The following is a 25,977-nucleotide window of genomic DNA, read 5'->3' on the forward strand; positions in this document are numbered from 1 at the left end:
AAGGACATCCCGAATGAACATCCTCATCTGCAACGACGACGGCTATCTGGCGCAGGGCATCGCCGTGCTTGCCCGCGTCGCCGCCGAATTTGCCAACGTGCGCGTCGTCGCCCCCGAGCGCAACCGCAGCGGCGTCAGCAACTCGCTCACCCTCGACCGCCCACTGCATCTGCGCCAAGCCGAAAACGGCTTTTACTATGTCAGCGGCACGCCCACCGACTGCATCCACCTCGCCCTGCACGCCCTGCCGGACTTCAACCCCGATTTGGTGCTCTCGGGCATTAACCACGGCGCCAACATGGGAGACGATACCCTCTATTCGGGCACCGTTGCCGCCGCTACCGAAGCCTATCTGCTCGGCATCCCCGCCGTCGCCTTCTCGCTCGACGACCACAGCGACCGCTACTGGCCGACCGCCGAAAAAGCCGCATGGCAGCTTTTGGATCGCCTCACCGCCGAGCCGCCCGCCGAACCCGTTTTGTGGAACATCAACATCCCTGCCGTTGCCGCAGAAGATTTGCGCGGCTGCAAAATCACCCGACTCGGCCGCCGCCACCACGAGCAGAGCATCGTGCCCGCCCGCAACCCGCGCGGCGAGCAGGTTTACTGGATAGGCGCGGCGGGCGAGGCGGCCGACAGCGAGGAGGGCACCGATTTTGCCGAATGCGCCGCGGGCTTCGTCACCATCACCCCGCTGCAAATCGACCTCACCGCCTACAACCGGCAAAGCGAAACCGCGAGGTATTGGCAGAAAGCGGCGCTATAACGCGATTTTACAGTCCGACCGCCCGATAAGCCGCCGCGCCGCGCCCTTCGGGGTTGAGAAGGGCGCACGCTTTGATTATGATAGCGCCCGCTCGAATCTCCCACCAATCCAAGAAGGCAAGAAGAATATGTTGAACAAGACAGTATTGAAAACCGGCTCGCTGGCCGCCGTCCTGATGCTGGGCGCCTGCTCGTGGCTGCAACAGCCCGCCGCGCCCGTCGTCGAAGGCGGCAGCACTGCCACCGGTGTTCAAAGCGGCACGGCTGCCGAGGGCAACCCCTACGGCGCCGAGCCCTACCATCCGCAAAACGAAACCGGTGCCGCCGTTTACACTCCTCCGCCTGCCTACACGCCGCCTCCCGCCGCTTCCGGCACCTACGTTCCCTCTTACGCCCCCGTAGACATCAACGCTGCCACCCACAAAGTCGTCCGTGGCGACACCGTGTACAACATTTCCAAACGCTACAACATCAGCCAAGACAACCTGCGCGCCTGGAACAACCTGATCGACAATAACATCAGCGTCGGCCAGACCCTGCGCGTCAAACCGTCGGGCTATTCCGCTCCCGCCGCCGCGCACACCCCCGCGCCGACTTACACGCCTCCCGCCGCTCAGACAAGCGTCAGCCAGCCTGCGGCAACGCCCGCCCCCGCCGTTACGCACACACCCGCACCTTCGGGCGGCAGCCGCACCGTTGCCGGCATCACTTGGCAGCGCCCGACTGCGGGCAACGTCGTCGCCAATTTCAGCGGCAGCAACAAAGGTGTGGACATTGCGGGCACAGCCGGACAAGTGGTTGTTGCCGCTGCCGACGGCAAAGTGGTTTACGCGGGCAACGGCCTGCGTGGCTACGGCAACCTCGTTATCGTCCAACACAACTCCACCTATCTGAGCGCCTACGGCCACAACCAGGCGCTGCTAGTGAAAGAAGGCGATTTCGTCAAACGCGGCCAAACCATCGCCCGCATGGGCAACACCGATGCCGACCGCGTGAAACTGCATTTCGAAGTGCGGCAGGACGGCAAACCCGTCAATCCCGTCAACTACGTCGCGTTCTAGGGTGTGTTGACATTCAACTTTTGAAGCGGATTTTGCGGCATAAAATGGCAGATGCAAGGCGAAAACGCGAGCCAATGCCGTCCATTGGCGAGTGTTTTTAACGCAGCAGATGCCGTTTTAGGACGCAAAAGCTGCCAAAATGTTGAATGTCAACACACCCTAGGGGCTATTGATATTCAGCTTGCGAAGCGGTTTTTTGAGGAAAAATCCGTGTCTGCAAGGAAAAAAGCACAGCAAGATGGACATCTTGCGAGCATTTTTGACGCGGCAGGCGCGGATTTTTACCAAAAACACCGCCGCAAGGCTGATTGTCAACAGCCCTTAATACGTCCGTGCAAACAAAAAGGCCGTCTGAAAGTTTCAGACGGCCTTCAATATATTGGTTTCGCTGTGCGGGTATTCGGTCTGCCTTTATCAAAAACACCGCCGCGATGCTGTATGTCAACAGACCCTAATCCGCCACCCGCTCCTGCGGCAGCCTGCCCGCCCAGTCGCAGGCAAACTGCCAGGCTGTGCGGCCGGAGCGGCTGCCGCGCATCTGCGCCCAGTTGAGCGCCGCCTGACGCGCGGTGTCGTCGAAAGGCAGGCCGTAGTGATCCAGCCAGTTGGCGGCGGCACGCAGATAGTCTTCCTGATCGAAAGGATAAAAACTCAGCCATAGGCCGAAGCGGTCGGACAGCGAAACTTTTTCTTCCACCGCCTCGTTCTGGTGCACTTCGCCGCGCACTCCGGTGCGCCCGACATTGTCGGCCATGTATTCGGGCATCAGGTGGCGGCGGTTGGACGTGGCGTAAACCAGCACATTGGCGCAGCGCTGCGACAGGCCGCCGTCGAGCGCGGTTTTCAGCGCCTTGTAGCCGCTCTCGCCCTCTTCAAACGACAAATCGTCGCAGAACACGATAAATTTCTCCGGCCGCGCCGCCAGCACGTCCAGCAGAGCGGGCAGGGTGGCCAAATCGCTTTTGTCCACTTCGATGAGCCGCAGGCCGCGCGCGGCGTATTCGTGCAGCAGCGCCTTAACCAGCGACGATTTGCCCGTGCCGCGCGAACCGGTGAGCAGCACGTTGTTGGCGGGGCGGCCGCAGACGAACTGCTCGGTGTTGCGCACCAGCCGCGCTGTTTGCGCGTCCACCGCCGCCAGCCGCGACAGCGGGAAAGTGTGCGGCGCGGGCAGGCTTTCGAGCACGCCGCCGCTGCCCGCCTTCTGCCAGCGGTAGGCCGTGGCGCGCCAGTCGGGTTCGCGGTTTTCCGGCGGCAGCCAAGTGTCGAGGCGGTTTAACACCGAAGAGGCTTGGCGCAGAAATGATTTCAGTTTCACGGTTGCCCTCCCGTCGGGGAAAAGGCGGCATTCTACACCATATCCAAAGCGGCGGTTTTGCGGTATATTCGCGCGGTTTTTCGCTCAGGAGCAGATGATGTTCAAACGTCCGGAAGAATTGATTATGGCGGTGCTGGCCGGCCTGTGGGTGGTGCTGACCTATTTCGCCGCTGCCTATTTCGGCGCGCCGGGGCAGACGGCGCTGCTGATTGCCGTGCTGACGCTGGTGTGGGCTGTGCTGCTGTTTCTGCTGTGGCAGCGCGACCGTGCACGCCTGCTTTGGCCGCTGTTTCTCGGCCTGCTGGTTGCCTGCTGGTGGCCGTTTCTCGACTGGTATGCGGCGCAGAGCATCGTTATCCCGGCCACATCGGCGGATACCATCGTGATCAACAAGCCGTGGTATGCCTCGTGGACGTTCAAAACCATACTTGCGCTGATTCCGACCGTGGCGGGCTATGCCTTGAAAATCAAACACTACCGCCATAGGAAAGACGCGCTGATCGACTGATGCGCTGCGTAAAAAAGGCCGTCTGAAAACCAAAAAGGGTTTTCAGACGGCCTTTTGCCGTTTGGCAAATATTGCTTGTGTTCGGAGGCCGTCTGAAAACCGGACAGGCGTTTCAGACGGCCTCAAACAGCTTTGCCGCCAGCACGCCGCGCAGGGCGTTGGTGAGGCGGATGGCTTCGGCTTCGAGCAGCATTTCGCGCGTGATGTGCGTTTCGGACACGCTGTCTGCGCCGAGGTAAAGCTGCGGATTGTCCAGCACTTCCTGCCGCATCACGCCGCACAAAATATCCAAATCCGCAGCGGGCGTAAGCCAGCGGCCGTGATGTTTGACAAACACATTACTGCGGCCGCCTTCGAGCAGGAGGTCGTCTGAATTGAAAAACAGGCTGTCAAACGCGCCTTGCTTCTCCGCAGCCTGCCAACCCGCGTCGAAGATTGCGCGGCGCGTGGTTTTGAAGCGGCGCAGATAGTCGCGGCGCGGCAGGGTTTCGGGCGATACGGTTACGCGCTGCGGCGTGTCCAAGTCGGCAATCGCGGCACTTGCAAACGCGAGGCCGTCTGAAGAAAGCATAATTTTCAGGCGTGCGGGCGTGTCGGGCAGCGCGGCGATACGGTTGCGGATTTGCGTTTCGTAATCGGGCGGCAGCGGCAGGTTGAGCTCGGCGGCGGCGGTTTTCAGACGGCCTAAATGCCTGTTTAACAAAGCGCATTGCCCGTTTTCCACGCGCAGGGTTTCAAACACGGCGAAGTCGGGGCGCAGCTCGGTAAGGAAACGCGCTTTCCAGCCACATTCGCGCCATTCGGCCTTCGGGTCGCTGTCGGCAACGATGCCGGAGCCGACACCGTATTCGCCCTGCCAAAGGCCGTCTGAACGCGGCGAGAGGGTCAGCGTGCGGATAACCACGTTGAGCGTGCCTTCAAAACCGATTCCGCCGCTGCACGGGTTGAGAAAGCCGATGCTGCCGGTGTAAAGGCTGCGCGGTGCGGTTTCGAGGCTGCCGATGATTTCCATGCTTTTGCGTTTGGGCGCGCCGGTGATGCTGCCGCAGGGGAAGGCGGCGCGGAAAATGTCTGCCGCACTTGTGCCGCGCCGCGCCTGCGCTTCGATGCGGCTGGTCATCTGCCACACGCTGCCGAAGCGCGATACTTTAAACGGCTCGGGTACGCGCACGCTGCCGGTTTCGGCGGTTTTGCCCAAGTCGTTGCGCAGCAAATCGACAATCATCACGTTTTCGGCGCGGTTTTTCGGATCGGCCTGCAAGGCGCGGGCGCGGGTGTCGTCGAGGCCGTCGCCCACAAACGGCGCGGTGCCTTTCATCGGCTCGGTGCTGATGAGGCCGTCTGAACGGATATTTAAAAATAGTTCGGGCGAAAAACAGAGCGTCCACGTTTCGCGGCCGCTTGCGTCGGGCAGGCAGGCCAGTGCGGCGTAGGGCACGGGCTGGCGCAGGCGGCGGTAAAGCGCGACGGGGCTGCCGTAGGCCGTGAGTGCAAGGCGGAATGTGTAGTTGATTTGGTAGCAGTCGCCGCGTGCAATCGCTTGCTGTATGGCACGGATGTGGGTGAGGTATTCGGTTTCGGAAACAGACGGGCTCGGCACAGAGATGCCGCAGGGGGAATCGGAAAGGCCGTCTGAAAGCGCAGCTAATGCGGATTCGGTATCGGTGTCGGCGCACGATTCAAACCAGTGCAGCGCGAGCGTGCCCGGCTTTTCAGACGGCAGTTTTTGCAGCGGCAGGCCGAAAGAATAGTCGGCGGCAATAAAGGCGTGCAGGCCGCGCCGCCAACCTTGCTGCAGCAGACCGCCGAGGCGGGAGAGGCCGTCTGAAAGCAGGAAATCGCTGTATTGCAGTTTGCGGTAGAGGACGGCGCGGCGGGAAACGGCGTCGTCGAGAAGGACGAATCCGGACATGGTTCTGGGGCGGAAAAAAGGGCGGATTATAGCCGCACCGGCGCGGCCGGCAATTTGTTTGTTTGTGTCAATGAGCGTAAAATTGCGCTGTTGTCAAACGACGGCAGTTTTAACGAAAGGAGCTTTAAAACATGACAGACCACCAACTGAAACCCTTTGAAGAAGTGAACGTGGACGCAAGCAAAGACCGCCTGCAAGTGTTTGAAGAAGAAGTGTTGCAGCACCGCGGCAAGGTAACGGGCGAGGATTCCAGCACCGCGCCGCTGCCCGAAAGCTATCCCTACCGCCTGCGCATGAGCCGCCGCGTCTACGAAAAGGAAAAAGCCAAGCTGCAAATCGAGCTTTTAAAGGTGCAAAGCTGGGTGAAGGAAAGTGGCCAGCGCATCGTCAGCCTGTTTGAAGGCCGCGATGCCGCGGGCAAAGGCGGCACCATCAAACGCTTTATGGAACACCTCAATCCGCGCGGCGCCCGCGTGGTTGCGCTGGAAAAACCTACCGAAACCGAGCGCGGCCAATGGTATTTCCAGCGCTACATCCAAAACCTGCCCACTGCGGGCGAAATGGTGTTTTTCGACCGCTCCTGGTATAACCGCGCCGGCGTCGAGCGCGTGATGGGCTTCTGCACGCCGCAGGAATACCTGCTCTTTATGCGCCAGGCGCCCGAAGTCGAGCGCATGCTGGTCAACAGCGGCCTGCATCTTTTTAAATTCTGGTTTTCCGTATCGCGCGAAGAACAGCTGCGCCGCTTCATCTCCCGCCGCGACGACCCGCTGAAACACTGGAAACTCTCGCCCGTCGACATCCAGTCGCTCGACCGCTGGGACGACTACACAGAAGCGAAAAACGCCATGTTCTTCCACACCCACACCGGCGACGCGCCCTGGACGATTATCCGATCCGACGACAAAAAACGCGCCCGCCTCAACTGCATCCGCTACTTCCTGCACCAACTCGACTATCCGGGAAAAGACGAAAAAGCCATCGGCAGAATCGACCCGCTGATTGTCAAAGTGCCGAACACGCAGTTTAAAGACAAAAACATGGACATCATCGGCGACTGACGCCGCCAAACGCGATGCCCCGCCGCAAGCGGCGGGGAAAGGCCGTCTGAAAAGTTTGTAGGCTTTTCAGACGGCCTTTTCGCTGCTGTTTTTAGGATGCAGGAAATTAGCGGCTCGTTGTGCAACGGCTGGCAAATTTTGTTGCATAGTCGCTTGTCTGATAAAAGTAAAAATGTTTGTTTGAATTGAAAATATTACGATATAATACGGGAGCTGGTAGAACTATGTTTTAAATTTATGCGGGGAAAACATCCGGCGGCAAGACGGTTGATTTGGAATGTTGTCATTTCGCAGTAAACACAAGGAAAACAAAATGAATAAATTAAGATTAAAACCATGCTGTTCGGCGGTGCTGGCCGCTATCACGCTGTTTTCGACAAGCGGGGTTGGTGCACTGGTTATCGAAGAGGATTTCACAAAGGGTGTAACCAAAAACAGATGGTATATGCCGCAGCCGGGTAGCGGCATTACCAGTAGGACTGACTCAACTGCCGTAAACGAGGCTTGTTTGACTGCCGGAACAGGCAGCCAAACCGCATCAGCGACCGTTTCAGGCACTCCGGGTGCGTGCGCAACCGGTAAGAAAGATGATGTGGGTAGCGGTGCTTTGCGCCTGACGCCTGCGACCAACCACCGTGTGGGCGGTATTGTTTCCGAAGTTCCGTTTCCGACTAATGAAGGTGTTGAGATTACCTTTACCACTTATGTATGGGGTGGTAACGGTGCTGACGGTATGTCTTTTTATTTGTTAGATGCAGACCGTCCTGTCAGCATTGGTGCGAATGGCGGATCGTTGGGCTATACCTGTGCCAACGATAACCCGATCTATAGTGGTGTGGATGGCGGATATTTGGCCATCGGTATGGATGAATTCGGTAACTTCGTCAATGGCCCTCAAGATAGTACCAGTACAGGCGTGGGTAAGCGGAAAGATGGAAGTTGGGTAGATGCTAGGGATGAAGGAAGATATCCGGAATTCAAATATCCCAATGGATCATTTAATGCTATCGGTATTCGTGGCGCAGGTAAAACCAATATCAACTATATGCTGTCCGGCGATTTTTTACGGGATCTTTATAGGGTGAACGGTTGGGGTACTGTGCCGACAAGTAAACTGAATGACTGGAAGCGTGCTTGGGAAGGGAACAAGTTTAAATATTTTTGGACTCGTAATCCAACTCCGAATCTGACGGAGACAGCATTGAGTGCTAATCAACGTGGTTGGTGTAATGCTTCTGGTTGCTATAATTTGCCGGATAATGCAAATAATAAAAACTGGCTGAAAAGTATGTGTCGTACAGGTACGTTGACGATTACTCCTACGTTTCTGCCAGATCATATAAAGAGCAATATTACCCTTTCCGCAGACTCTAAAGATCCTAAACGTAAGTTATACAATTACGAATATATTGATAGCAAACGTTTGCCCGTCTATATGTGGACTGATACGAAAAGTCGGTCTACTGCTGTGCCTATTCAATATAGAATTAAAATTACTCCTGATAACAAGGGTACTGTCCAATATAGCTGGAATGGCGGTGAATACCAGACAGTTATTAAAGATAGGGACTTGGCCTCTACCAATGGTGCGTTGCCTCGGGCATTCCGTTTTGCTTTCGTAGGCTCGACAGGTGGATCTCATAACAACCATGAAGTTACCTGCTTTAAGGCTGCGCCCAGTACGCAATCGGAAGGTAGCGCCAGTGTGAACTTGCCAAATGCGAGAGTGGTAAGTGACACGCAGGTTTATCTTTCGCTTTACAACCCGTATGATTGGTCAGGTCAGTTGTTGGCGAGAACCTTTGTTCATAGTGGAACGGGGGACAATGCTAAATTCGGCGTGAATGAAAAAGCCAACTGGGATGCTGCGTGTAATCTGAATGGCGGCGCTTGTAAGGAAACCGGTGCAGCCAATACACCTAAACAGACATCTAGGAAATTCTTTACTTGGAATGGTGTGGCAGGAACATCATTGGAGTGGGGAAATCTTACTCAAGCTCAAAAAGCAAGTTTGTATTCTACTGGCGAAACCGAAACAACTGGCCAACAACGTTTGGACTATATAAAAGGTGACCGCAGCCAAGAACAGGTTCGGGTAGGCGTTGGTAAATTCCGCGTTAGAAACAGCGTCTTAGGCGATATCATTAATTCCAGTCCGGTATGGGTAGGTTATCCTTCCAATATGAATTATCACCGGATCTGGAATGATCTCCGAGGTAATGCTGTTGGGGATGAAAAAGATTATCGTGATTTTGCTGATCAGAATTATGGTAGAGTAAATGCCGTGTATGCTGGATCGAATGACGGCTTCTTACATGCTTTCCGCAGCGGTAATTATAATTCGAGCAGACAATTTGATACCAAAAATAATGATGGTCAGGAATTATTTGCCTTTATGCCGTCCTCTGTTTTGCAGAGAATGCATAATAAAGGGAATGATTCACTTGATTTTTCAAATTCTCATTATGGCCATAATTTCTACAATGATGCCTCTCCTGCAACGGGAGATGTGTATTACAACGGCAAATGGCATACATGGTTGTTAAGCGGTTTGGGTGCCGGTGGCAGTTCCGTATATGCATTGGATATTACTGAGCCCGATAAATTCTCTGCCACAAATGTTATCGGAGAATGGTCAAATACCAGTGGTGGGATTTGGTCGAACTTGGGTAATACTTATGGCACACCGGTATTCGGACGCTTCCATGATGGTACTTGGGGAGCGGTGTTCGGTAATGGCTGGTGTTCGAAAGAGGATGCAACAAATGGTAACTGTACCCCTTCTGCAGGACCTGCCGGTATCTATGTAATGTCGATTAACAAGCAAACGGGTGTGCCAAGCTTCCGTTTCATCAGTACTAATGTTGGTGGAACTGTTGATGCGCCTAATGGTATTGCTTATGTGACACCGACAGATGTCGATGGCGACTTGATTTATGATTATGCTTACGCCGGCGACTTAAAAGGCAATGTATGGCGATTCGACTTAACCGATAATACCGGTAAAGCGGAGAGAATCTTCACAACGCGCGCCGGACAACCGATTACTACGAAAATTGTTGTAAGTACTGATAATGGTACAGGTGGTGATCCAGTTTTAAATTTCGGTACAGGTCATCGCCAAGAAGGTTATTTGGAGAAAAAAGCTTCTTATGCAAAAGGAACGCAAAGTTTATATGGTTTGCGCGACAGGACTGCTGTGAAGTTTGCTCCGGTTAATATCATTGGTCATAACCAGCTTCAGCAACAAACAGTTAGCACTACAACAAAAGCATTTACCGATGCCAATGGTGAGACTCACGATTCCAAAACACTGAGCACCAATAAGGTGGATTGGACTAAACAGCATGGCTGGTATATGGATTTGGGTACTAAGACGTACAGGGAAGGTGGACAACTAGTTACTCAATATGAACAGATTATTTACAGCCCATATTTGAGCAATGGTAAATATCTGATTGTGAATAGCTACATCGATGGAAGCTCTCCTCTTCTTTCTTGCGATACTGTTAGCTCTTCGGGCGTTACTTATCCGTTATTGAGTAGTACAGGTTCGGGTATTGTTGACTACTATAAACAAGGAACAGGACCGATCGCAGCGCTGTTGGGTGCTAATGGTACTGTCAGCCTTTTGAAAGTAACGGATTCTAGTGGTGTTGTACATAATGTAATGGTTTATAAAACGCCAGACGGTAAAACTTATGTACTCAAAGTAAACTTGCCGCGGCCGCCTATCCGCCGAGTTAGCTGGCGTGAAATCTTTTAATAGGTGATATGTGAGTAAGTGAAACCGCCTGAAAAGTTTGTAAACTTTTCAGGCGGTTTTCTATACAGGAGTCGGATGCCTGTCTTGTGGCTGTTTTTCTTTAATATATAAAAATCATCGGCAGCTTTTTGCTATCGGAAAATATAGTGAGCCCAAATAAAAAATATACGGCGTTATCTCGCCTTGCCGTACTACTTGTACTGTCTGCGGCTCGCTGTCTTGTATCTTTTTTATTTTGACTCACTATATATAGGGCAGCGTTTTCAGGTTCATGTTTCTGTCCATATCAACTTTCAGGCCGTCTGAAAAGTTTGCAGGCTTTTCAGACGGCCTTTTGTGGCGAACCGGTGCGGCGCAAAAGAAGATTGCTAGCCTGCCGTATCGGCTTTCTGCGTTTTCAGAAACGTCATCCCCGCACGATGTAGGTGGGGACGGATTTGCTGCGGCCGTCTGAAAACGCGTCAGTCTTCCGTCCGCCCGCCGTCGTCGGCAATGAGTCTGTCGGCGGCTGCAGGGCCGCGGCTGCCGGCGGGGTAGGGGTGCGGCGGGGCGGGGTCTTGCGCCCAGTGTTTGAGAACGGGGTCGAGCCATGCCCAGGCGGCTTCGAGTTCGTCGCGGCGGTTGAAGAAGTTTTGCCGTCCGGCAATGGCTTCCAGCAGCAGGGTTTCGTAGGCGCCGGGGCGGGGAGCGGCACTTGCGGCGGGCGGGAGGATGGCTTCGGCGGGGGAGAGGCTGTCGCTGCGGCCGGGGGTTTTGACGGCGAAGTGCAGGTGGACGGTTTCGTCGGGGTGCAGACGGATAACGATGCGGTTGGCAAACGGGGGGAAGAGGCCGTCTGAAAGCGGTTTGAAGGTGAGGGCGATTTTGGCGGTGTGGGTGTCGAGGCGTTTGCCGGTGCGCAGGTAGAAGGGGACGCCCGCCCAGCGGGGGGTGTCAATTTCGCAGCGCAGGGCGGCGTAGGTTTCGGTGCGGCTGTCTGGCGCGACTTTGTGTTCTTCGGTGTAGCCTTTGCAGCCGTCGGCGGCGGTGTATTGGCCGCGCACGGCGTCGCGTTCGGGGTCGAGCGGTTTGAGGCTGCGGATGAGTTGCAGCTTGGCGTCGCGCACGTCGTCGGCAGACAGGGATTTCGGGCGCTCCATGGCGGTGAGACAGAGCATCTGCATGATGTGGTTCTGCACCATGTCGCGCAGGGCGCCGACGGTGTCGTAGGATTCGCCGCGCTCTTCGACGCCGAGACGCTCGGCAGCGGTGATTTCTACGGATGCGATATGCTCGCCGTTCCACAGCGGCTCGAGCAGAGCGTTGCCAAAGCGCAGGGCGGTGAGATTTTGCAGGCTTTCTTTACCCAGGTAGTGGTCGATGCGGTAGATCTGCTGTTCGGAGAAGTATTGCGCGATGTCGTCGTTGATGCGGCGGCAGGAGGCAAGGTCGGTGCCCAGCGGTTTTTCCAGCACGATGCGGACGTTTTCTCCGTTCAGCCCCGCCTGTGCGAGATGGCGGCAGGCTTGGGCGAAGAATTTGGGCGCGGTCGCCAGATAAATGACGACGGCCGCGTGCGGTTTCTGCGCGGTTTGCGCGGCGAGCGCGGCGAAGTCCTGCGCCTCGGCGATGTCCAGCGGCAGGTAGCTGATGCGTGCGGCAAACGACGCCCATTGTTCGGGCGTGATTTGGCCGAAGGGGATTTTGCTTTCTTCGCGGATTCTGTCCAGATAGGTGTCGCGGCTGAGACGGCTGCGGCTGACGCCGATGATGCGTCCCTGCGGGTGCAGCGCTCCGGTGATGTGGGCGTTGAAGAGGGCGGGCAGCAGTTTGCGCATCGCCAGATCGCCGGTGGCGCCGAATAAAACCAGGTCGAAATCGGTGGAGGGGTGCATGGGTGTCCTGTTTTAGGCCGTCTGAAAAAAGAGCGGGCGATGGTACACAGGCGGCAGAGGCTTGTCTATGGCACTTGCATGAAGCGGGCGGCCTCACCCATTCAGACGGCCTGACCATTCAAACAGCCTTACCAAACACAAAGAGGCCGTCTGAAAACCTGAAACGGGTTTTCAGACGGCCTTTGCCGTTACTTCTTGCAAACGGCCTAACCGCTGATTTTGATATGCCGGTAAAGATAATCGCGGTAGTCGTTGAGCAAATCTTTATCGGCGCAGTCTTCCAGCCCGCCGCCGGATAAGCGGCGCATGGCGGTGTTGGCGCGCATGAAGTCGTCTTGCGGGGCAATGCCTGCTGCCTCGAGGATGAGACCGCCGAAAAAGGCGAGATCGAGGATTTCAGGCTGCTCTTGCGGCGTGCAGTCAAGGCTGCTGCGGATAGCGGCTTGGGTGACGTAATCGGGGTTGGCGAAACGGCCTTTCTTGAGTGGGGTGGCGGTTTCAAAGTTGGCCTGATGATCGCCAAAGTAGGCAAACACATAATCGCGGCCGCGCGTTTGCAGCCATGAGTTGAAGGCTTCGGTGGCGTCGTTGAGCGCGGCGATGCGCTCGGCGTAGTCGTTGAGGCAGGCGACGGATTTGTCGGGCAGGCCGTCTGAAACCAAGCGGTAATGGTTGGGCGTGTCGGCGCGGTAGGGGCCGTGCTCTTTCATGGTCAGCACATACACCAGCATCGGCTGCGTGATGTTTTGCAGCGCGGGATGGCGTTTTTCCAGAATCATTTGCGCGTATTGCAGCATTTCGTCGCTGCCGATGTGCCACAGGTTTTTGCTCAAAGGCGCGGGGTAGCCGAGTTCCTGCGGCTGGAGCATCAGGTCGAAACCGAAATGGTCGTAGGCGGCTTTGGCGTTGTAATTGCCTTTGGTAAAGGGCGACAGGGCAACGCAGTAATAGCCTGCGGCTTTGAGGTTGCGGATCAGGCCGCTTTGGATGTGGGGCACGACGGAGTAAAACACGCCGCTGGCGAGTGCGCCGAAATCGGTGGAGGGCAGGCCGGCAAGCAGGGCAAACTCAGATTTCCATGTGCCACCGCCGAAAGTGTGCACGCGCAGCGGCGCGGCAAAGCGGGTGTCGGCCTGCGGCGCAAACATGGGCAGCGGCGGCAGGTTTTCGCTTTGGAAATCAAATTGGTGCGGGTTGAGCGTGGATTCCTGCAAACAAATCACGATGTCGGGCTTGGCGTTTTCAGGCTGCTTTTCGGGTTGTTCAGACGGCCTTTGCGCTTCCAAAAGCTGCTTGAAACGCGCGCCGTCGCCGCCGAACTCGGGCGTTTTGAAAAACACGCCGCGACAGGACATCGGCAGGTTGAGAAACACGTCGCGGCCGTCGTCGGGCAGGGAATCGAGCCACACCTGCACCGCGCGTTTGTCTTTGGTGTAACGCACCATCAAAAGCAGGCTGACGATGCTGGCAGCGGCGGCCAAGCCGCGCCAGAGGCCGTCTGAAACCGCCGCGCCCGACCAGCCGAAAAGCGCGTAGCCCAAAATGCCCAGCAGAGCGGCCACAGCGACAATCGCGCCTTTGTAGTGCGCCAGCGTTTCCCAGTTGCGCCAGTCGAAAGCGAGAAAAAGGTCGGAAACCAGCAACGGCTGTTTGTAATAGTGGATTTTCAGGCGGTGAAACAGGACAAATACGACAAACAATACCGAGGCAAAGTTCAAACCGCGCTGCCATTGGCCGCTGGCGGCAAACATCGCGCCAAACAGGAACACAAACTGGCAGGCGGCGAAAAAGCGCGTCCAGCGGTAATGGGCTTTGGCGCCGAGTATCAGCGCGGCGGCGGCAAACAGGGCGAGCAGGATGTAGTGCATGGCGGGCGGGGGGCGTAAAAAGGCGGCATTGTAGCCCAAAGAGGCCGTTCCCGCCTGTACCCCTTCGGGGCATAAACGCGGGAATGACGGAGGTTTCAGACGGCCTTTCCTGCTGTTTTTTTCAGACGGCCTTTTGCCCACGCGGTGTTTGGGCTTGGAGGCCGTCTGAAAGCTTGTGCCGACGGGGCTTGCGTCAGCCGAACCGTCCGCCGCAAATACGGGCTGCCGCAGCGGGGTAAAGATTCCTGCCTGTACCCCTGCGGGGCATAAACGCGGGAATGACGAGGTGGGTGGTTTTTCAGACGGCCTTAGGGCTGGCGGTAGGCATCGAGCAGCGGGGCGGCGAAGGGTGTCCAGACGACGGAGCGCAGGCCGCTTTCGGCAAGGCGGCGGTTGAGCCAGCTGTTGCAGGTGTTGAAGAGGTGATAGCGGCCTTCGGCTTCGTAGAAGGCGTCGTCGGCGGTGTAGTGTGCGGCGACGACGGGCAGGGTTCGGCCGTTTTGCCGTTTGAAGTGTGCGGCGAGGTTTTCGGCGAGGCGGCGGTATTGGTGGCGGGAGACGGTGAAGCGGACGGTGTGTTCTCCTTCGGCAGGCGGCGCGGTGTAGTAGACGGTGTGGATCAGGGTTTGGTTGGCGCCGCTGAGGGCGCGGAGGGCGGTGGCGGCGGTGAGGTCGCGCCAGCGCGGGGTGTTTAGGTAGAAGTTGCGCTCGCCCCAGCCGATGGCAATGTGGCGGTAGGCGGCGCCGTTTTTGCCGCCCGTGGTGTGTTCGGGCGGTGCGACGGTGCGCCAGTCGAAGGCGGGGTCGGTGAGCGGCATGACGATGTCGGCGTGCGCGCCGTTGCTGTGCAGGTAGAGGGTGACTTCGCCGCCGCTTTCGTTTTCGCGGCAGACCAGGGAGGAGAGTATCCAAGCGGCGGCGAAATAGGCGGCAAGGACGGCGGCGAAGGCGGCGGCGGTTTGGGACAGGGCTTTGCGGATGTTCATAGCGGTTTGCGGGGAGGCCGTCTGAAAGTATGTTCGGACACTCTATTGCCGCCCTTCCACGTCGATAATCCATACTTCCGACTGCGAACCCAGCCGCAGGGGGATGCCCCAGAAGCCGTAACCCGATGTGACGAAAAAGTGGCCGTTGCCGATTTTTTCGTAGCCGTAGTGCAGGTGGTAGAGGGTGCGGACGATGAGGTTGGCGGGGGCGATTTGGCCGTTGTGGACGTGGCCGGACACTTGGATGTCTACCGGCAGGCGGCTGTGTTCTTCGATTTGCGTCGGGCGGTGGTCGAGGAGGATGACGGGCAGGGCGGTATTTTGGCCGGACAACAGTTTGCGGGTGCTTGGGCGGCGTTTGTCGAGGTCGTCGTTGCGGCCGACGATTAAGAGGCCGCCGGTTTCGACGGCGCGGTTGGCCAGCACGCGCACGCCCGCTTTTTCCAGCTCTTCGTACACTTCGCGCTCGTCGCCGAGGAAGTCGTGGTTGCCGAGGGTGGCGTAGACGCCGAGCGGGGCAGCGAGTTTGGCCAGGTGCGGGCGCATATTTTCGCGGCGGTAGGCTTGTACGTTGTCGTCCATCAAATCTCCCGGCAGCAGGATGAGGTCGGGCTTTTCCGTTTTCATGATGTCGGCGAGGCGGTCGAGTTGGCGGCCGCCGAAAAGGATGCCTAGGTGGGTGTCGCTGGCCATGCCGATACGCAGCGGTTTGGCGAGTTTTTTGTTGATAACGATTTTTTGATGGCGGACGACGGGGGTGTAGGCGTTGTAGAGGCCGAAGGCGAACAGGGCAAGGACGGCCAGCGGCGCGAACAGGCGCAGGGCGCGCGCCAAGCGGATTTCGGGCAGCAGGCGGCGCAGCAGCAAATGGAGCAGGAAGGTAGCGAGGGCGGCGTACATCACAAACAGCAGCAGCACCATCCAGAATGCCATGGCGCGGAAGATGAAATGACCCAGTTGCAGCAGGAGTCCGACAAGGAGGCCGTCTGAAACAAAAAAGGCCAGTACCATCAGCCAAATACGGCCGCGCCGCGCCAGAAACGGGGCAAACAGCCATTGCAGCGAACGCCCCAAGCCGAAGGTGAAGAGTTGCAAAACGATAACGACGAGGATGAAGATTTCGGGGTGGTTCATGGGCGGTTTCGGTTTGTGCTGCGGGGGTAACTTCGTTGGGCTTCGTTTTCAGACGGCCTGTTGTCTGGCGCGGCCTTATTGCGCCTGTGTGGCGGATGGGTTTTGTTCGGGTGGGGCGGCGTTTGCGGCCGCCTCTTTCGTTTTGCCTTTGCTTTGAACCTGCGGCTCGGGAATCGGTTCGGCGGCAGGGGCGGGCAGGGCGAGATCCTGCATCAGGCGGCGGTATTCCTGCGAGCGCGAAAGCAGGACGCGGCCGGCTTCTTTCAGGCTGTTCACATCCTGCGCGGGCAGGTAGAAGCTGGTGGTGATGTCGAGCACGCGGCGGCGCAGCGGCGAGTCGGGCAGGTCGGCAAGGTTGAGGCTGACAAAGTACATATCGACTTTTTTGCCGCCCTGCGAGCCGTCGAGGTCGGCGTTCCACTGGTCGGCGAAGGCGCGGAAGCGGCGCAGGGTTTCCTGCGAATATTTGCCGATGGGAATGTCGATGACGGAGGCGGCAACGGCGCGCAGGCCGGGCACGGCGGCAGTTTTGTCGATGTGGCTGGCGGGGTTGTTTTGCGCATTGACGTTGATGATGACGACTTTGCGGATGCGGTTGTTGTTGACGCGGGTGTAGACGGATTTGCCGTAGAGGTCGCTCATGTCGAGCAGGCCGCGCAGGCCGAGGTTGTCGGTGAGGCCGCCGTCGAGCAGGTGGACGTAGGGGCGGCTGCGGCTGTCCTGGTAGTTCATGATGCCCTGCATCAGCATTTCGAGGCGGGTCTGCTGCTGCAGTTTGTCGCTGCCGTTTTCGTCGGCAACGGCGCGGACGATTTGTTCGGGCAGGCGGTAGCCGCAGTTGCCGCCGTTATTGTTGACGGTGACGGGCGCGAACACCAAAGGCACGGCGCTGGATGCGGCAACGGCGCGGGCAATGGGCAGATCCGACAGATCGACGCACAGCGCGTCGAAATATTCCTGCGTAAACTCGACGCGGTTGCCCGCCGACATATCGGTGGCGGTAATCACGGCGAAGGGGCCTTTGCCGTGTTTGGCGAGATCGCCGAAGGTGGCGTTTTTGAACAGAGTGCTTTCAAACTGCTCCTGCAACAGGTCGCCGCGCCCGAATTCGGGCGAAGTCAGGCGCGGCAGATTGGCGATGGAGAAAATTTGTTTGGAAACCTGCCGCTGGAAGTTTTGTTTCAGAAAGCGTTTTTCAAAGGAAGGGATGGTGTCGCGGCCGTGCAGGGCGAAGTAGGCGGCCAGCACCGAGCCGCCGGAAACGCCGTAAACCAAGTCGACGGCTTCGAGCATGGTCTGTTTGCGGCCGCCGTTGTAAACCGTTTGCTTGTTGAGTTCTTCGAGAACGCCGTAGCCCAAGGCCGCCGCCCGCGTGCCGCCGCCGGAAAACATCAGTACCACCAGAAGATCGTCGCCCGCCGGTTTGTTGCGGTAGGCGGTTTCGAGGCGGTAGCCTGCGGCGGGGTTGACTTTGGCGATGGTGGCAACGGGCTGGTATTGGAATTTGGCGCAGGCCGAGAGGGTGAAGAGGGCGGCGAGAAAGACGAGGGCTTTGCGGCCGTCTGAAAAACGGAATTTCATGTTTTTGTCCTGAAAAGGCTTTCAGACGGCCTCACCGAATCAATGAGGCCGTCTGAAAACGCGTTATTGCGCCTTGTCGCCGATTTTGCTTTCGCGCCCCGCCAGCAGGTTTTGAATATTGCTTTTGTGACGCCACAGCACCAAAAGGGCGATGGCGGCGGTTGCTGCCACCCACGACGGATAAGGCATAAAGAAAAAAGCGGCAACGGGGCTGGTTGCCGTAGCCGCCAGCGCCGCCAGCGAGGAGACGCGGAAGCCGAAGGCCACAATCAGCCACACCGCCGCGCACACCAGAGCCGTCGGCCACGACAGCGCCAGCAGCACGCCCAACGCCGTCGCCACGCCCTTGCCGCCCTTAAAGCCGAAAAAGACCGGCCACATATGGCCGGCAAGCGCTGCCAGAGCCGAGAGCGCGATGGTCGGCGTGGACAGCGCGAGCGGCACCCACAGCGCCTTGGCCAGCAGCACCGCCGCCGTGCCTTTGAGCGCGTCGCCCAATAAAGTGAGCGCGGCGGCCTTTTTTCTGCCGCTGCGCAAAACGTTGGTCGCGCCCGGATTGCCCGAGCCGTAGGTGCGCGGATCGTCCATGCCCGAGAGTTTCGACACAATCACCGCAAACGACAGCGAACCGATCAGATAAGCCGCCGCCACAACCAAGAAATCAAACATGGTTTGTCCGTATTGTTTTAAAATCCGCAGCATTCTATCCGAAAACGGAGTGCGGCAAAATGGACAAAATCTTCCTTCACGGTATGAAGGCCGACACCCTGATCGGTGTGTACGACTGGGAGCGCAGGCAGCCGCAGACGCTCGTTATCGACCTCGACATCGGCCTGCCCCCGCGCGGCGGCAGCGACGACATCGCCGATACGGTGCACTACGGCGAAGTGTGCGAAGCGGTACGCAAAAGCCTGCACGGACAGCAGTTTTTCCTGCTCGAAACGCTGGCCGGGCACATCGCCGAGCTGGTGCTCTCCGACTTTCCCGCCGTGTGGGTGAGGGTGCGGCTGGTCAAACCCGGCATCCTGCCCGACGTGCGCGAGGTCGGCGTGGAAATCGAGCGGGAAAAGGCCGTCTGAAAACCAAAAGGCCGTCTGAAACGGAGCAATGCCTGTTTTCAGATGGCCTTTTGTCTGCGGCTAAGCGAAAACTGCCTGAATTTCAGGCAGTTTTATGCGATAACTGTTGTTTTTTGCGTTTTTTGCCGGGAAAAAACGATTTTCCCCGTTTATTGCTTGACTACATTGCTTAACATAGGTAAAAAGACGGTTAAGCCCGACTCGGGCAATTACTCTAAAACGGAAAACGCGTCTTACGGTAATGCCCCGTCTAGCTTGGTTTTATCAATTTTTCAATATAGAAAGTAGTAATTTATGGCAACCGGTACTGTTAAATGGTTTAACGATGCAAAAGGTTTTGGTTTCATCACCCCCGACGAAGGCGGCGACGATCTGTTCGCACATTTCTCCGCCATCAATATGGAAGGCTTCAAAACCCTGAAAGAGGGTCAGAAAGTTTCCTTTGATGTAACCAGCGGTCCCAAAGGCCTGCAAGCCGCCAATATCCAGGCAGCCTGAGCATCAGTATCCGATTGGCCGGTTTGTCCGGTTTCAAACGCTATGGCGGGTTTCATACCCGCCGTTTGTTTATCTGTAAGATTTGTTTATCCGTAAGAAAAGAAAAAAGGGAAAACCATGTCCGATTTCGAACAGGCGAAACGCCAGCTTGCCGAGATGATCGATTATCTGCGCAAAAACCAGTCGGCCGACTGCGCCGAAGCCGAAAAAGAAGACGAAGAACTGATACGCCTGACTTTGCAGCAGCGCATCCTGACTCCGACCGACGCCGTTACCATCGGCCGTATCGATCGGTATTACAAGAAGTTTTTCGACGGGCGCTGAACGCTTCCGAGCCAAGAGGCCGTCTGAAAACCCGCCGCCGCCGCGCAGCCGTTTTCAGACGGCCTCTTTATGGCATCTGCCGTAAAAAGCAGCAGCGCTATGGCAAAAAAAAGGCGCTTCCTGTAAAATCGGCGGGCTTATATTGTAAACAATCTTTACATTACGCCTGTTTTCAGGCGGAAAAACAAAGCCATAAGAATGCCGCCAACCCGAATAGTCGGCGGCTGCTGTATTTTTTAAACCTACCAAAAGTAATGCAGACCTATGATCAGAATCAAAAAAGGCTTGGATCTGCCCATTGCGGGCAGGCCGGAACAAACCGTCTTTGACGGTGCTGCCATTACAGAAATCGCGTTGCTTGGCGAAGAATACGCCGGTATGCGTCCCTCGATGAAAGTCAAAGAGGGCGATGCCGTCAAAAAAGGCCAAGTATTGTTTGAAGATAAGAAAAATCCGGGTGTGGTGTTCACCGCGCCGGCGGCGGGCGTGGTGTCCGCCATCAACCGTGGCGAAAAGCGCGTGTTGCAGTCGGTGGTTATCCGGCTCGAGGACGGGGGCGAAATCGAGTTCGACCGCTATGCGCCCGAAGAGCTGGCCAAGCTCGATGGCGACGCGGTGCGCCGCAATCTGGTTCAATCGGGCTTGTGGACGGCTTTCCGTACCCGCCCGTTCAGCAAAATCCCTGCCGTCGATGCCGCTCCCGCTGCGATTTTCGTCAACGCGATGGACACCAATCCGCTCGCGGCCGACCCCGTTGTGATCATCAAAGAGGCCGCCGAAGATTTCCAACGCGGCCTGCTGGTGTTGAGCCGCCTTACCGAGCGCACGGTGCATGTGTGCAAGGCGGCGGGCGCGGATGTGCCGTCTGAAAACGCGGCCAATATCGCCGTACACGAATTTTCCGGTCCCCATCCGGCGGGTTTGAGCGGCACGCACATTCACTTTATCGACCCGGTCGGCCTGAATAAAACCGTGTGGGTCATCGGCTATCAGGACGTGATTGCCATCGGCCGCCTGTTTGCCACAGGCCGTCTGAACAGCAGCCGCGTGGTGGCTTTGGGCGGCTCGCAGGTGAAGAAACCGCGTTTGCTCCGCACGCTCTTGGGCGCGAAAGTGTCCGAATTGTGCGCGGGCGAACTGGAAGAGGGCGACAACCGCGTGATTTCCGGCTCGGTGTTAAACGGCGCGATTGCGGCCGGTGCACACGATTATCTCGGCCGCTACCACAACCAGATTTCGGTTATCGAAGAAGGCCGCGCCAAAGAATTGTTTGGCTGGCTTGCCCCTCAGCCGGGCAGGTATTCGGTAACGCGTACCACCCTCGGCCATTTTTTGAAAAACAAATTGTTCAAATTCGACACCGCCCTCAACGGCGGCCACCGCGCGATGGTGCCCATCGGCACTTACGAGCGCGTGATGCCGCTGGACATTTTGCCTACGCTGCTTTTGCGCGATTTGATTGTCGGCGACAGCGACAGTGCGCAGGACTTGGGCTGCCTGGAGCTCGACGAGGAAGATTTGGCGCTGTGCAGCTTTGTGTGCCCGGGCAAATACGAATACGGCCCGCTGTTGCGCAAGGTGCTGGAAACCATTGAGAAGGAAGGTTAAACATGGGTTTGAAACAATTTTTTGAAAAAATCGAACCGCATTTTCTGCCCGGCGGCAAACATGAAAAATGGTATGCCCTCTACGAGGCGGCGGCGACGATTTTCTACACGCAGGGCGCGGTAACGCGCAAGGCGGCGCACGTGCGCGACGCACTCGACTCCAAGCGCATGATGATTTTGGTGTGGTTTGCGCTGTTTCCCGCCATGTTTTTCGGTATGTACAACGTGGGCGACCAGGCTTTTCAGACGGCCTCTGCCGAAATGCTGGCGCAAAACATCGCGGGCAACTGGCATTACGCGCTGGCCGACGCTTTGGGCATCAATATGTCGGCCGATGCGGGCGTGTTGTCGAAAATGCTCTTCGGCGCGGTTTACTTCCTGCCGGTTTACGCTACCGTGTTTGTGGTGGGCGGCTTTTGGGAAGTGTTGTTTGCCACAATCCGCAAACACGAAATCAATGAGGGCTTTTTCGTTACCTCGATTCTGTTCGCGCTGATTCTGCCGCCGACCATTCCGCTGTGGCAGGCCGCGTTGGGCATTTCCTTCGGCGTGGTTGTGGCCAAAGAAGTGTTTGGCGGTACGGGCAAAAACTTCATGAACCCCGCGCTGGCAGGCCGCGCTTTTCTGTTTTTCTCCTATCCGGCCGCAATGACCGGCGACACGATTTGGACGGCCGTGGACGGCTTTTCCGGCGCAACCGCGCTGGCGCAGTGGTCAACCGGCGGCGCAGCGGGTTTGCAAAACGCCGTTACCGGCCAGCCGCTCACTTGGATGGATGCCTTTATCGGCCATATGCCCGGCTCCGTCGGCGAAGTGTCCACGCTGGCACTCTTAATCGGCGGCGCGTTCATCGTGTTTGCGCGCATCGCCTCATGGCGCATCATTGCAGGAGTGATGATCGGCATGGTGGCCATGTCGACGCTGTTTAACGCCATCGGCTCGGATACCAACCCGATGTTCTCCATGCCCTGGTATTGGCATTTGGTAGTGGGCGGCTTTGCCATCGGTATGCTGTTTATGGCTACCGACCCCGTGTCCGCATCCTTTACCAACACCGGCAAATGGTGGTACGGCGCGCTTATCGGCGTGATGTGCGTGTTAATCCGCGTGGTCAACCCCGCCTACCCCGAAGGCATGATGTTGGCGATTCTGTTTGCCAACCTGTTTGCTCCGATTTTCGACTATTTCGTCGCACAGGCGAATATCAAACGCAGAAAGGCGCGCAGCAATGGCTAAGAAATTCGATAAAGACAGCTTCAGCGGCACGCTGATTGTCGTATTGGTAGTGAGCCTGATTTGTTCGGTGATTGTGGCCGGCGCGGTTGTTGGCCTGAAACCGGTTCAGACGGCCAAAAAGGTACAGGACAAGCAGGGCTACATTTTGAGCGTGGCCGGACTGCTGGACAAAAACACCGACATCAGCAAAGTGTTTGCCGAACGCATCGAGCAGCGCGTGGTTGATTTGGCCACCGGCGAATATGTGAAAGACGCACCCGCCGATTTCAGCGCGCGCATTGCCGCCAAAGACCCCGCGCAAAGCATCCAAATCAAGCCCGAAGACGACTTGGCCAACATCAAAAGCCGCGCCAAATACACCGAAATCTATCTGGTGAAAGACGACGCGGGCAAAGTCAGCCAAATCGTATTGCCCATGCACGGCAACGGCCTGTGGTCGGTGATGTACGGCTTCGTGTCCATCCAGCCCGACGGCAACACCATCAACGGCATCACCTACTACGACCAGGGCGAAACCCCGGGTTTGGGCGGCGAAATCGGCAATCCGCTGTGGCAGCAGAAGTTTGTCGGCAAAAAGCTGTTTGACGAGCAGGGCAAACTGGCGATTCACGTCGGCAAAGGCGCGGGTGCGGACAAAGAGCACGGCGTAGACGGCCTCTCCGGCGCGTCACTCACCACCAAAGGCGTGCAGGGTTCGTTTGCCTACTGGTTCGGCGAAAACGGCTACATTCCGTATCTGAACAAATTAAAATCAGCAGGAGCACAATAATGGCTGATATGAAACGCTTGAAACACTTGATGTTTTCACCCTTTATCGACAACAACCCGATTGCCTTGCAGGTATTGGGTATCTGCTCGGCGCTGGCCGTCACCACCAAACTTCAGACGGCCATCGTGATGGGCATTTCCGTCAGCCTTGTTACCGGCTTTTCCAGCTTTTTCATCTCAATGGTGCGCAACTATATCCCCAACAGCATCCGCATCATCGTGCAGATGGCGATTGTCGCCTCGCTGGTAACGCTGGTCGACCAGCTTTTGCAGGCTTACGCGTATGAACTGTCCAAACAGCTTTCCGTATTCGTCGGCCTCATCATCACCAACTGCATCGTGATGGGTCGCGCCGAAGCCTTCGCCATGAAAGAGCCGCCGCTCGAAAGCCTGGTTGACGGCATCGGCAACGGCGCAGGCTACGGCATGATGCTCATCATCATCGCCACCATCCGCGAGCTGGTCGGCTCGGGCAAACTGTTCGGCCACACCGTTTTCCAAACCATCCAAGACGGCGGCTGGTATCAGGCCAACGGCCTGTTTCTGCTCGCCCCCAGCGCGTTTTTCATCATCGGCTTCCTCGTATGGGGCTTGCGCACCTGGAAACCCGAACAGGCGGAGAAATAAACCATGGAACACTACTTAAGCCTCTTTGTGAAATCCGTCTTCTTGGAAAACATGGCACTGTCTTTCTTCTTGGGCATGTGCACCTTTTTGGCGGTATCGAAAAAAGTCTCCACCGCATTCGGCCTCGGCGTGGCAGTAACTTTCGTACTCGGCCTGTCCGTACCCGCCAACCAACTCGTTTACTCGCTCCTTAAAGACGGCGCAATTGTCGAAGGCGTGGATCTGACCTTTTTGAAATTCATCACCTTCATCGGCGTGATTGCCGCTCTGGTGCAGATTCTCGAAATGTTTCTCGACAAATTCGTCCCCGCGCTCTACAACGCCTTGGGCATCTACCTGCCCCTGATTACCGTAAACTGCGCGATTTTCGGCGCGGTATCGTTTATGGCGCAGCGCGAATACAACTTCGGCGAATCCGTCGTTTACGGCTTCGGTGCCGGTCTCGGCTGGATGCTGGCCATCGTCGCGCTGGCGGGCATCACCGAAAAAATGAAATATTCCGACGCCCCCAAAGGCCTCAAAGGCCTGGGCATCACCTTCATCTCCGCCGGCCTGATGGCGATGGCGTTTATGTCGTTCTCCGGCATCCAACTATAAGAAAGGAGCGGACATGGAAATTATCTTAGGCATCGTGATGTTTACCGTCATCGTCTTGGCCTTGGCACTGATGATTCTGTTTGCCAAATCCAAGCTCGTCAGCGAAGGCGACGTCACCATCAAAATCAACGACGACGCAGACAAAGCCATTCACGTACCCGCAGGCGGCAAACTCTTGGGCGCACTCGCAGGCAAAGGCATCTTCGTCCCCTCCGCCTGCGGCGGCGGCGGCTCGTGCGGACAATGCCGCGTCATCGTCAAAAGCGGCGGCGGCGACATCCTGCCCACTGAGCTTTCCCACATCAGCAAACGCGAAGCCAAAGAAGGCTGCCGCCTTTCCTGCCAGGTCAACGTCAAAAACGACATGGACATCGAAGTACCCGAAGAAGTGTTCGGCGTCAAAAAATGGGAATGCACCGTCATCTCCAACGACAACAAAGCCACCTTTATCAAAGAGCTCAAACTCGCCATTCCCGAGGGCGAAGAAGTCCCCTTCCGCGCAGGCGGCTACATCCAAATCGAAGCCCCGCCGCACACCGTGTACTACAAAGACTTCGACATCCCCGAGGAATACCACGAAGACTGGGACAAACACGACCTCTGGCGTTACGTCTCCAAAGTTGACGAACCCATCCTACGCGCCTACTCCATGGCCTCCTACCCCGAAGAAAAAGGCATCATCATGCTCAACGTGCGCATCGCCACCCCGCCACCGCGTATGCCCGATGCCCCTCCCGGCCAAATGTCTTCTTACATCTGGTCACTCAAACCCGGCGACAAAGTAACCATCTCCGGCCCCTTCGGCGAATTTTTCGCCAAAGATACCGATGCCGAAATGGTCTTCATCGGCGGCGGCGCAGGCATGGCACCCATGCGCTCCCACATCTTCGACCAGCTCAAACGCCTCAAATCCAAACGCAAAATCTCGTTCTGGTACGGCGCGCGCTCCAAACGCGAAATGTTCTATGTCGAAGACTTCGACGGCCTGCAAGCCGAAAACGACAACTTCCAATGGCACGTCGCCCTGTCCGACCCCCTGCCCGAAGACAACTGGGACGGCTACACCGGCTTCATTCATAACGTGCTGTACGAAAACTATCTCAAAAACCACGAAGCCCCCGAAGACTGCGAGTTCTACATGTGCGGCCCGCCAGTAATGAACCAGGCCGTCATCAAAATGCTCAAAAACTTGGGCGTGGAAGACGAAAACATCCTGCTCGACGACTTTGGCGGGTAGCAGACAATGAAAAAATGCGTGGGAAGCAACGCTTCCCACGCATTTTTTCAGGCCGTCTGAAACCAAAAGGCCGTCTGAAACCAAAAGGCCGTCTGAAACCAAAAGGCCGTCTGAAACCAAAAGGCCGTCTGAAACCAAAAGGCCGTCTGAAACCAAAAGGCCGTCTGAAA

General features: G+C 57.0%; 23 protein-coding genes. 14 read left to right on the forward strand and 9 right to left on the reverse strand.

Features of this window, described 5'->3' with window-relative positions; all coding sequences use genetic code 11:
* Positions 1 to 13 precede the first annotated feature (13 nt).
* Positions 14 to 766, forward strand: coding sequence for a 5'/3'-nucleotidase SurE (gene surE / locus ACLD9W_RS04870; protein WP_410840966.1), 753 nt, complete (start codon positions 14 to 16; stop codon positions 764 to 766).
* A 127-nt stretch (positions 767 to 893) separates the two neighbouring features.
* Positions 894 to 1,826 (forward strand): peptidoglycan DD-metalloendopeptidase family protein, encoded by a 933-nt coding sequence (locus tag ACLD9W_RS04875; RefSeq protein ID WP_410840967.1) that lies wholly within the window; start codon positions 894 to 896, stop codon positions 1,824 to 1,826.
* 166 nt (positions 1,827 to 1,992) lie between these two features.
* Here the strand turns inward: ACLD9W_RS04875 and ACLD9W_RS04880 are convergent, their stop codons facing one another.
* A complete protein-coding gene (locus ACLD9W_RS04880; protein WP_410840968.1) occupies positions 1,993 to 2,271 on the reverse strand; it encodes a hypothetical protein in 279 nt (92 codons plus the stop codon).
* 6 nt (positions 2,272 to 2,277) lie between these two features.
* Positions 2,278 to 3,144: an ATP-binding protein gene (locus tag ACLD9W_RS04885; protein WP_395428037.1), complete on the reverse strand. Its 867-nt coding sequence runs from the start codon at positions 3,142 to 3,144 to the stop codon at positions 2,278 to 2,280.
* Positions 3,145 to 3,241: 97 nt separating this feature from the next.
* On the opposite strand from ACLD9W_RS04885, the gene ACLD9W_RS04890 reads away from it, so the two are divergent.
* Positions 3,242 to 3,652: a hypothetical protein gene (locus tag ACLD9W_RS04890; protein WP_395428035.1), complete on the forward strand. Its 411-nt coding sequence runs from the start codon at positions 3,242 to 3,244 to the stop codon at positions 3,650 to 3,652.
* 112 nt (positions 3,653 to 3,764) lie between these two features.
* Here the strand turns inward: ACLD9W_RS04890 and ACLD9W_RS04895 are convergent, their stop codons facing one another.
* Positions 3,765 to 5,564 (reverse strand): bifunctional chorismate-binding protein/class IV aminotransferase, encoded by a 1,800-nt coding sequence (locus tag ACLD9W_RS04895; protein ID WP_410840969.1) that lies wholly within the window; start codon positions 5,562 to 5,564, stop codon positions 3,765 to 3,767.
* A 131-nt stretch (positions 5,565 to 5,695) separates the two neighbouring features.
* Here ACLD9W_RS04895 and ppk2 point away from each other — a divergent pair, with 131 nt between their 5' ends.
* Together ppk2 and ACLD9W_RS04905 are read left to right on the forward strand one after the other, a co-directional pair.
* Positions 5,696 to 6,625 carry a polyphosphate kinase 2 gene (gene ppk2, locus ACLD9W_RS04900; protein ID WP_410840970.1) on the forward strand — a complete coding sequence of 310 codons (930 nt, stop codon included), beginning with the start codon at positions 5,696 to 5,698 and terminating at the stop codon, positions 6,623 to 6,625.
* Positions 6,626 to 6,938: 313 nt separating this feature from the next.
* Positions 6,939 to 10,391, forward strand: a complete 3,453-nt coding sequence (locus ACLD9W_RS04905) for a PilC/PilY family type IV pilus protein (RefSeq protein WP_410840971.1) — start codon at positions 6,939 to 6,941, stop codon at positions 10,389 to 10,391.
* A 461-nt stretch (positions 10,392 to 10,852) separates the two neighbouring features.
* Here ACLD9W_RS04905 and zwf read toward each other — a convergent pair whose 3' ends face one another.
* The 6 genes from zwf to plsY form a co-directional block, all read right to left on the reverse strand.
* Positions 10,853 to 12,265 carry a glucose-6-phosphate dehydrogenase gene (gene zwf, locus ACLD9W_RS04910; protein ID WP_410840972.1) on the reverse strand — a complete coding sequence of 471 codons (1,413 nt, stop codon included), beginning with the start codon at positions 12,263 to 12,265 and terminating at the stop codon, positions 10,853 to 10,855.
* A 206-nt stretch (positions 12,266 to 12,471) separates the two neighbouring features.
* Positions 12,472 to 14,133 (reverse strand): LTA synthase family protein, encoded by a 1,662-nt coding sequence (locus ACLD9W_RS04915; protein ID WP_410840983.1) that lies wholly within the window; start codon positions 14,131 to 14,133, stop codon positions 12,472 to 12,474.
* A gap of 308 nt (positions 14,134 to 14,441) precedes the next feature.
* Entirely contained in the window at positions 14,442 to 15,119 is a 678-nt protein-coding gene (locus ACLD9W_RS04920; protein WP_410840973.1) for a TIGR02117 family protein, read from the reverse strand.
* Between the two features lie 42 nt (positions 15,120 to 15,161).
* Positions 15,162 to 16,253 carry a metallophosphoesterase gene (locus ACLD9W_RS04925; RefSeq protein WP_410840974.1) on the reverse strand — a complete coding sequence of 364 codons (1,092 nt, stop codon included), beginning with the start codon at positions 16,251 to 16,253 and terminating at the stop codon, positions 15,162 to 15,164.
* Between the two features lie 75 nt (positions 16,254 to 16,328).
* Positions 16,329 to 17,834: a patatin-like phospholipase family protein gene (locus ACLD9W_RS04930; RefSeq protein ID WP_410840975.1), complete on the reverse strand. Its 1,506-nt coding sequence runs from the start codon at positions 17,832 to 17,834 to the stop codon at positions 16,329 to 16,331.
* Positions 17,835 to 17,897: 63 nt separating this feature from the next.
* On the reverse strand, positions 17,898 to 18,503 hold the full coding sequence (gene plsY, locus ACLD9W_RS04935; protein ID WP_410840976.1) for a glycerol-3-phosphate 1-O-acyltransferase PlsY: 606 nt from the start codon (positions 18,501 to 18,503) through the stop codon (positions 17,898 to 17,900).
* A gap of 59 nt (positions 18,504 to 18,562) precedes the next feature.
* Here plsY and folB point away from each other — a divergent pair, with 59 nt between their 5' ends.
* The 9 genes from folB to nqrF all read left to right on the forward strand — a co-directional run bounded on the left by folB (position 18,563) and on the right by nqrF (position 25,807).
* Positions 18,563 to 18,913 carry a dihydroneopterin aldolase gene (gene folB, locus ACLD9W_RS04940; protein ID WP_410840977.1) on the forward strand — a complete coding sequence of 117 codons (351 nt, stop codon included), beginning with the start codon at positions 18,563 to 18,565 and terminating at the stop codon, positions 18,911 to 18,913.
* 294 nt (positions 18,914 to 19,207) lie between these two features.
* Positions 19,208 to 19,411, forward strand: a complete 204-nt coding sequence (locus tag ACLD9W_RS04945) for a cold-shock protein (protein WP_003770035.1) — start codon at positions 19,208 to 19,210, stop codon at positions 19,409 to 19,411.
* A 117-nt stretch (positions 19,412 to 19,528) separates the two neighbouring features.
* Complete coding sequence (locus tag ACLD9W_RS04950; protein ID WP_009425726.1) at positions 19,529 to 19,735, forward strand: hypothetical protein; 207 nt, start codon at positions 19,529 to 19,531, stop codon at positions 19,733 to 19,735.
* A 264-nt stretch (positions 19,736 to 19,999) separates the two neighbouring features.
* Positions 20,000 to 21,343 carry a Na(+)-translocating NADH-quinone reductase subunit A gene (locus ACLD9W_RS04955; RefSeq protein WP_410840978.1) on the forward strand — a complete coding sequence of 448 codons (1,344 nt, stop codon included), beginning with the start codon at positions 20,000 to 20,002 and terminating at the stop codon, positions 21,341 to 21,343.
* A 2-nt stretch (positions 21,344 to 21,345) separates the two neighbouring features.
* Positions 21,346 to 22,578 (forward strand): NADH:ubiquinone reductase (Na(+)-transporting) subunit B, encoded by a 1,233-nt coding sequence (locus tag ACLD9W_RS04960; protein ID WP_410840979.1) that lies wholly within the window; start codon positions 21,346 to 21,348, stop codon positions 22,576 to 22,578.
* A complete protein-coding gene (locus tag ACLD9W_RS04965) occupies positions 22,571 to 23,347 on the forward strand; it encodes a Na(+)-translocating NADH-quinone reductase subunit C (protein ID WP_410840980.1) in 777 nt (258 codons plus the stop codon). The genes ACLD9W_RS04960 and ACLD9W_RS04965 overlap by 8 nt, the downstream gene beginning before the upstream one ends.
* On the forward strand, positions 23,347 to 23,973 hold the full coding sequence (locus ACLD9W_RS04970) for an NADH:ubiquinone reductase (Na(+)-transporting) subunit D (RefSeq protein ID WP_410840981.1): 627 nt from the start codon (positions 23,347 to 23,349) through the stop codon (positions 23,971 to 23,973). Before ACLD9W_RS04965 ends, ACLD9W_RS04970 begins: the two co-directional genes overlap by 1 nt.
* A 3-nt stretch (positions 23,974 to 23,976) precedes the next feature.
* Positions 23,977 to 24,570, forward strand: a complete 594-nt coding sequence (nqrE, locus tag ACLD9W_RS04975; protein WP_395428966.1) for an NADH:ubiquinone reductase (Na(+)-transporting) subunit E — start codon at positions 23,977 to 23,979, stop codon at positions 24,568 to 24,570.
* Between the two features lie 13 nt (positions 24,571 to 24,583).
* Positions 24,584 to 25,807, forward strand: coding sequence for an NADH:ubiquinone reductase (Na(+)-transporting) subunit F (nqrF, locus tag ACLD9W_RS04980; protein WP_410840982.1), 1,224 nt, complete (start codon positions 24,584 to 24,586; stop codon positions 25,805 to 25,807).
* Positions 25,808 to 25,977: the final 170 nt, after the last annotated feature.

The sequence above is a fragment of the Neisseria sp. WLZKY-1 genome, from assembly GCF_046546535.1.
Classification (GTDB): Bacteria; Pseudomonadota; Gammaproteobacteria; order Burkholderiales; family Neisseriaceae; genus Neisseria.

Excerpts from the sequence above, each read along its gene's own strand:
- ACLD9W_RS04905 (WP_410840971.1), top strand. The coding sequence starts at position 6,939 with ATGAATAAATTAAGATTAAAACCATGCTGTTCGGCGGTGCTGGCCGCT.
- ACLD9W_RS04915 (WP_410840983.1), bottom strand. The coding sequence starts at position 14,133 with ATGCACTACATCCTGCTCGCCCTGTTTGCCGCCGCCGCGCTGATACTC.
- ACLD9W_RS04970 (WP_410840981.1), top strand. The coding sequence starts at position 23,347 with ATGGCTGATATGAAACGCTTGAAACACTTGATGTTTTCACCCTTTATC.
- ACLD9W_RS04965 (WP_410840980.1), top strand. The coding sequence starts at position 22,571 with ATGGCTAAGAAATTCGATAAAGACAGCTTCAGCGGCACGCTGATTGTC.
- ACLD9W_RS04875 (WP_410840967.1), top strand. The coding sequence starts at position 894 with ATGTTGAACAAGACAGTATTGAAAACCGGCTCGCTGGCCGCCGTCCTG.
- nqrF (WP_410840982.1), top strand. The coding sequence starts at position 24,584 with ATGGAAATTATCTTAGGCATCGTGATGTTTACCGTCATCGTCTTGGCC.
- ACLD9W_RS04950 (WP_009425726.1), top strand. The coding sequence starts at position 19,529 with ATGTCCGATTTCGAACAGGCGAAACGCCAGCTTGCCGAGATGATCGAT.
- ACLD9W_RS04890 (WP_395428035.1), top strand. The coding sequence starts at position 3,242 with ATGTTCAAACGTCCGGAAGAATTGATTATGGCGGTGCTGGCCGGCCTG.
- ACLD9W_RS04925 (WP_410840974.1), bottom strand. The coding sequence starts at position 16,253 with ATGAACCACCCCGAAATCTTCATCCTCGTCGTTATCGTTTTGCAACTC.
- ACLD9W_RS04955 (WP_410840978.1), top strand. The coding sequence starts at position 20,000 with ATGATCAGAATCAAAAAAGGCTTGGATCTGCCCATTGCGGGCAGGCCG.
- ACLD9W_RS04960 (WP_410840979.1), top strand. The coding sequence starts at position 21,346 with ATGGGTTTGAAACAATTTTTTGAAAAAATCGAACCGCATTTTCTGCCC.
- nqrE (WP_395428966.1), top strand. The coding sequence starts at position 23,977 with ATGGAACACTACTTAAGCCTCTTTGTGAAATCCGTCTTCTTGGAAAAC.
- plsY (WP_410840976.1), bottom strand. The coding sequence starts at position 18,503 with ATGTTTGATTTCTTGGTTGTGGCGGCGGCTTATCTGATCGGTTCGCTG.
- folB (WP_410840977.1), top strand. The coding sequence starts at position 18,563 with ATGGACAAAATCTTCCTTCACGGTATGAAGGCCGACACCCTGATCGGT.
- ACLD9W_RS04920 (WP_410840973.1), bottom strand. The coding sequence starts at position 15,119 with ATGAACATCCGCAAAGCCCTGTCCCAAACCGCCGCCGCCTTCGCCGCC.
- ACLD9W_RS04930 (WP_410840975.1), bottom strand. The coding sequence starts at position 17,834 with ATGAAATTCCGTTTTTCAGACGGCCGCAAAGCCCTCGTCTTTCTCGCC.
- ACLD9W_RS04895 (WP_410840969.1), bottom strand. The coding sequence starts at position 5,564 with ATGTCCGGATTCGTCCTTCTCGACGACGCCGTTTCCCGCCGCGCCGTC.
- ppk2 (WP_410840970.1), top strand. The coding sequence starts at position 5,696 with ATGACAGACCACCAACTGAAACCCTTTGAAGAAGTGAACGTGGACGCA.
- ACLD9W_RS04945 (WP_003770035.1), top strand. The coding sequence starts at position 19,208 with ATGGCAACCGGTACTGTTAAATGGTTTAACGATGCAAAAGGTTTTGGT.
- zwf (WP_410840972.1), bottom strand. The coding sequence starts at position 12,265 with ATGCACCCCTCCACCGATTTCGACCTGGTTTTATTCGGCGCCACCGGC.
- surE (WP_410840966.1), top strand. The coding sequence starts at position 14 with ATGAACATCCTCATCTGCAACGACGACGGCTATCTGGCGCAGGGCATC.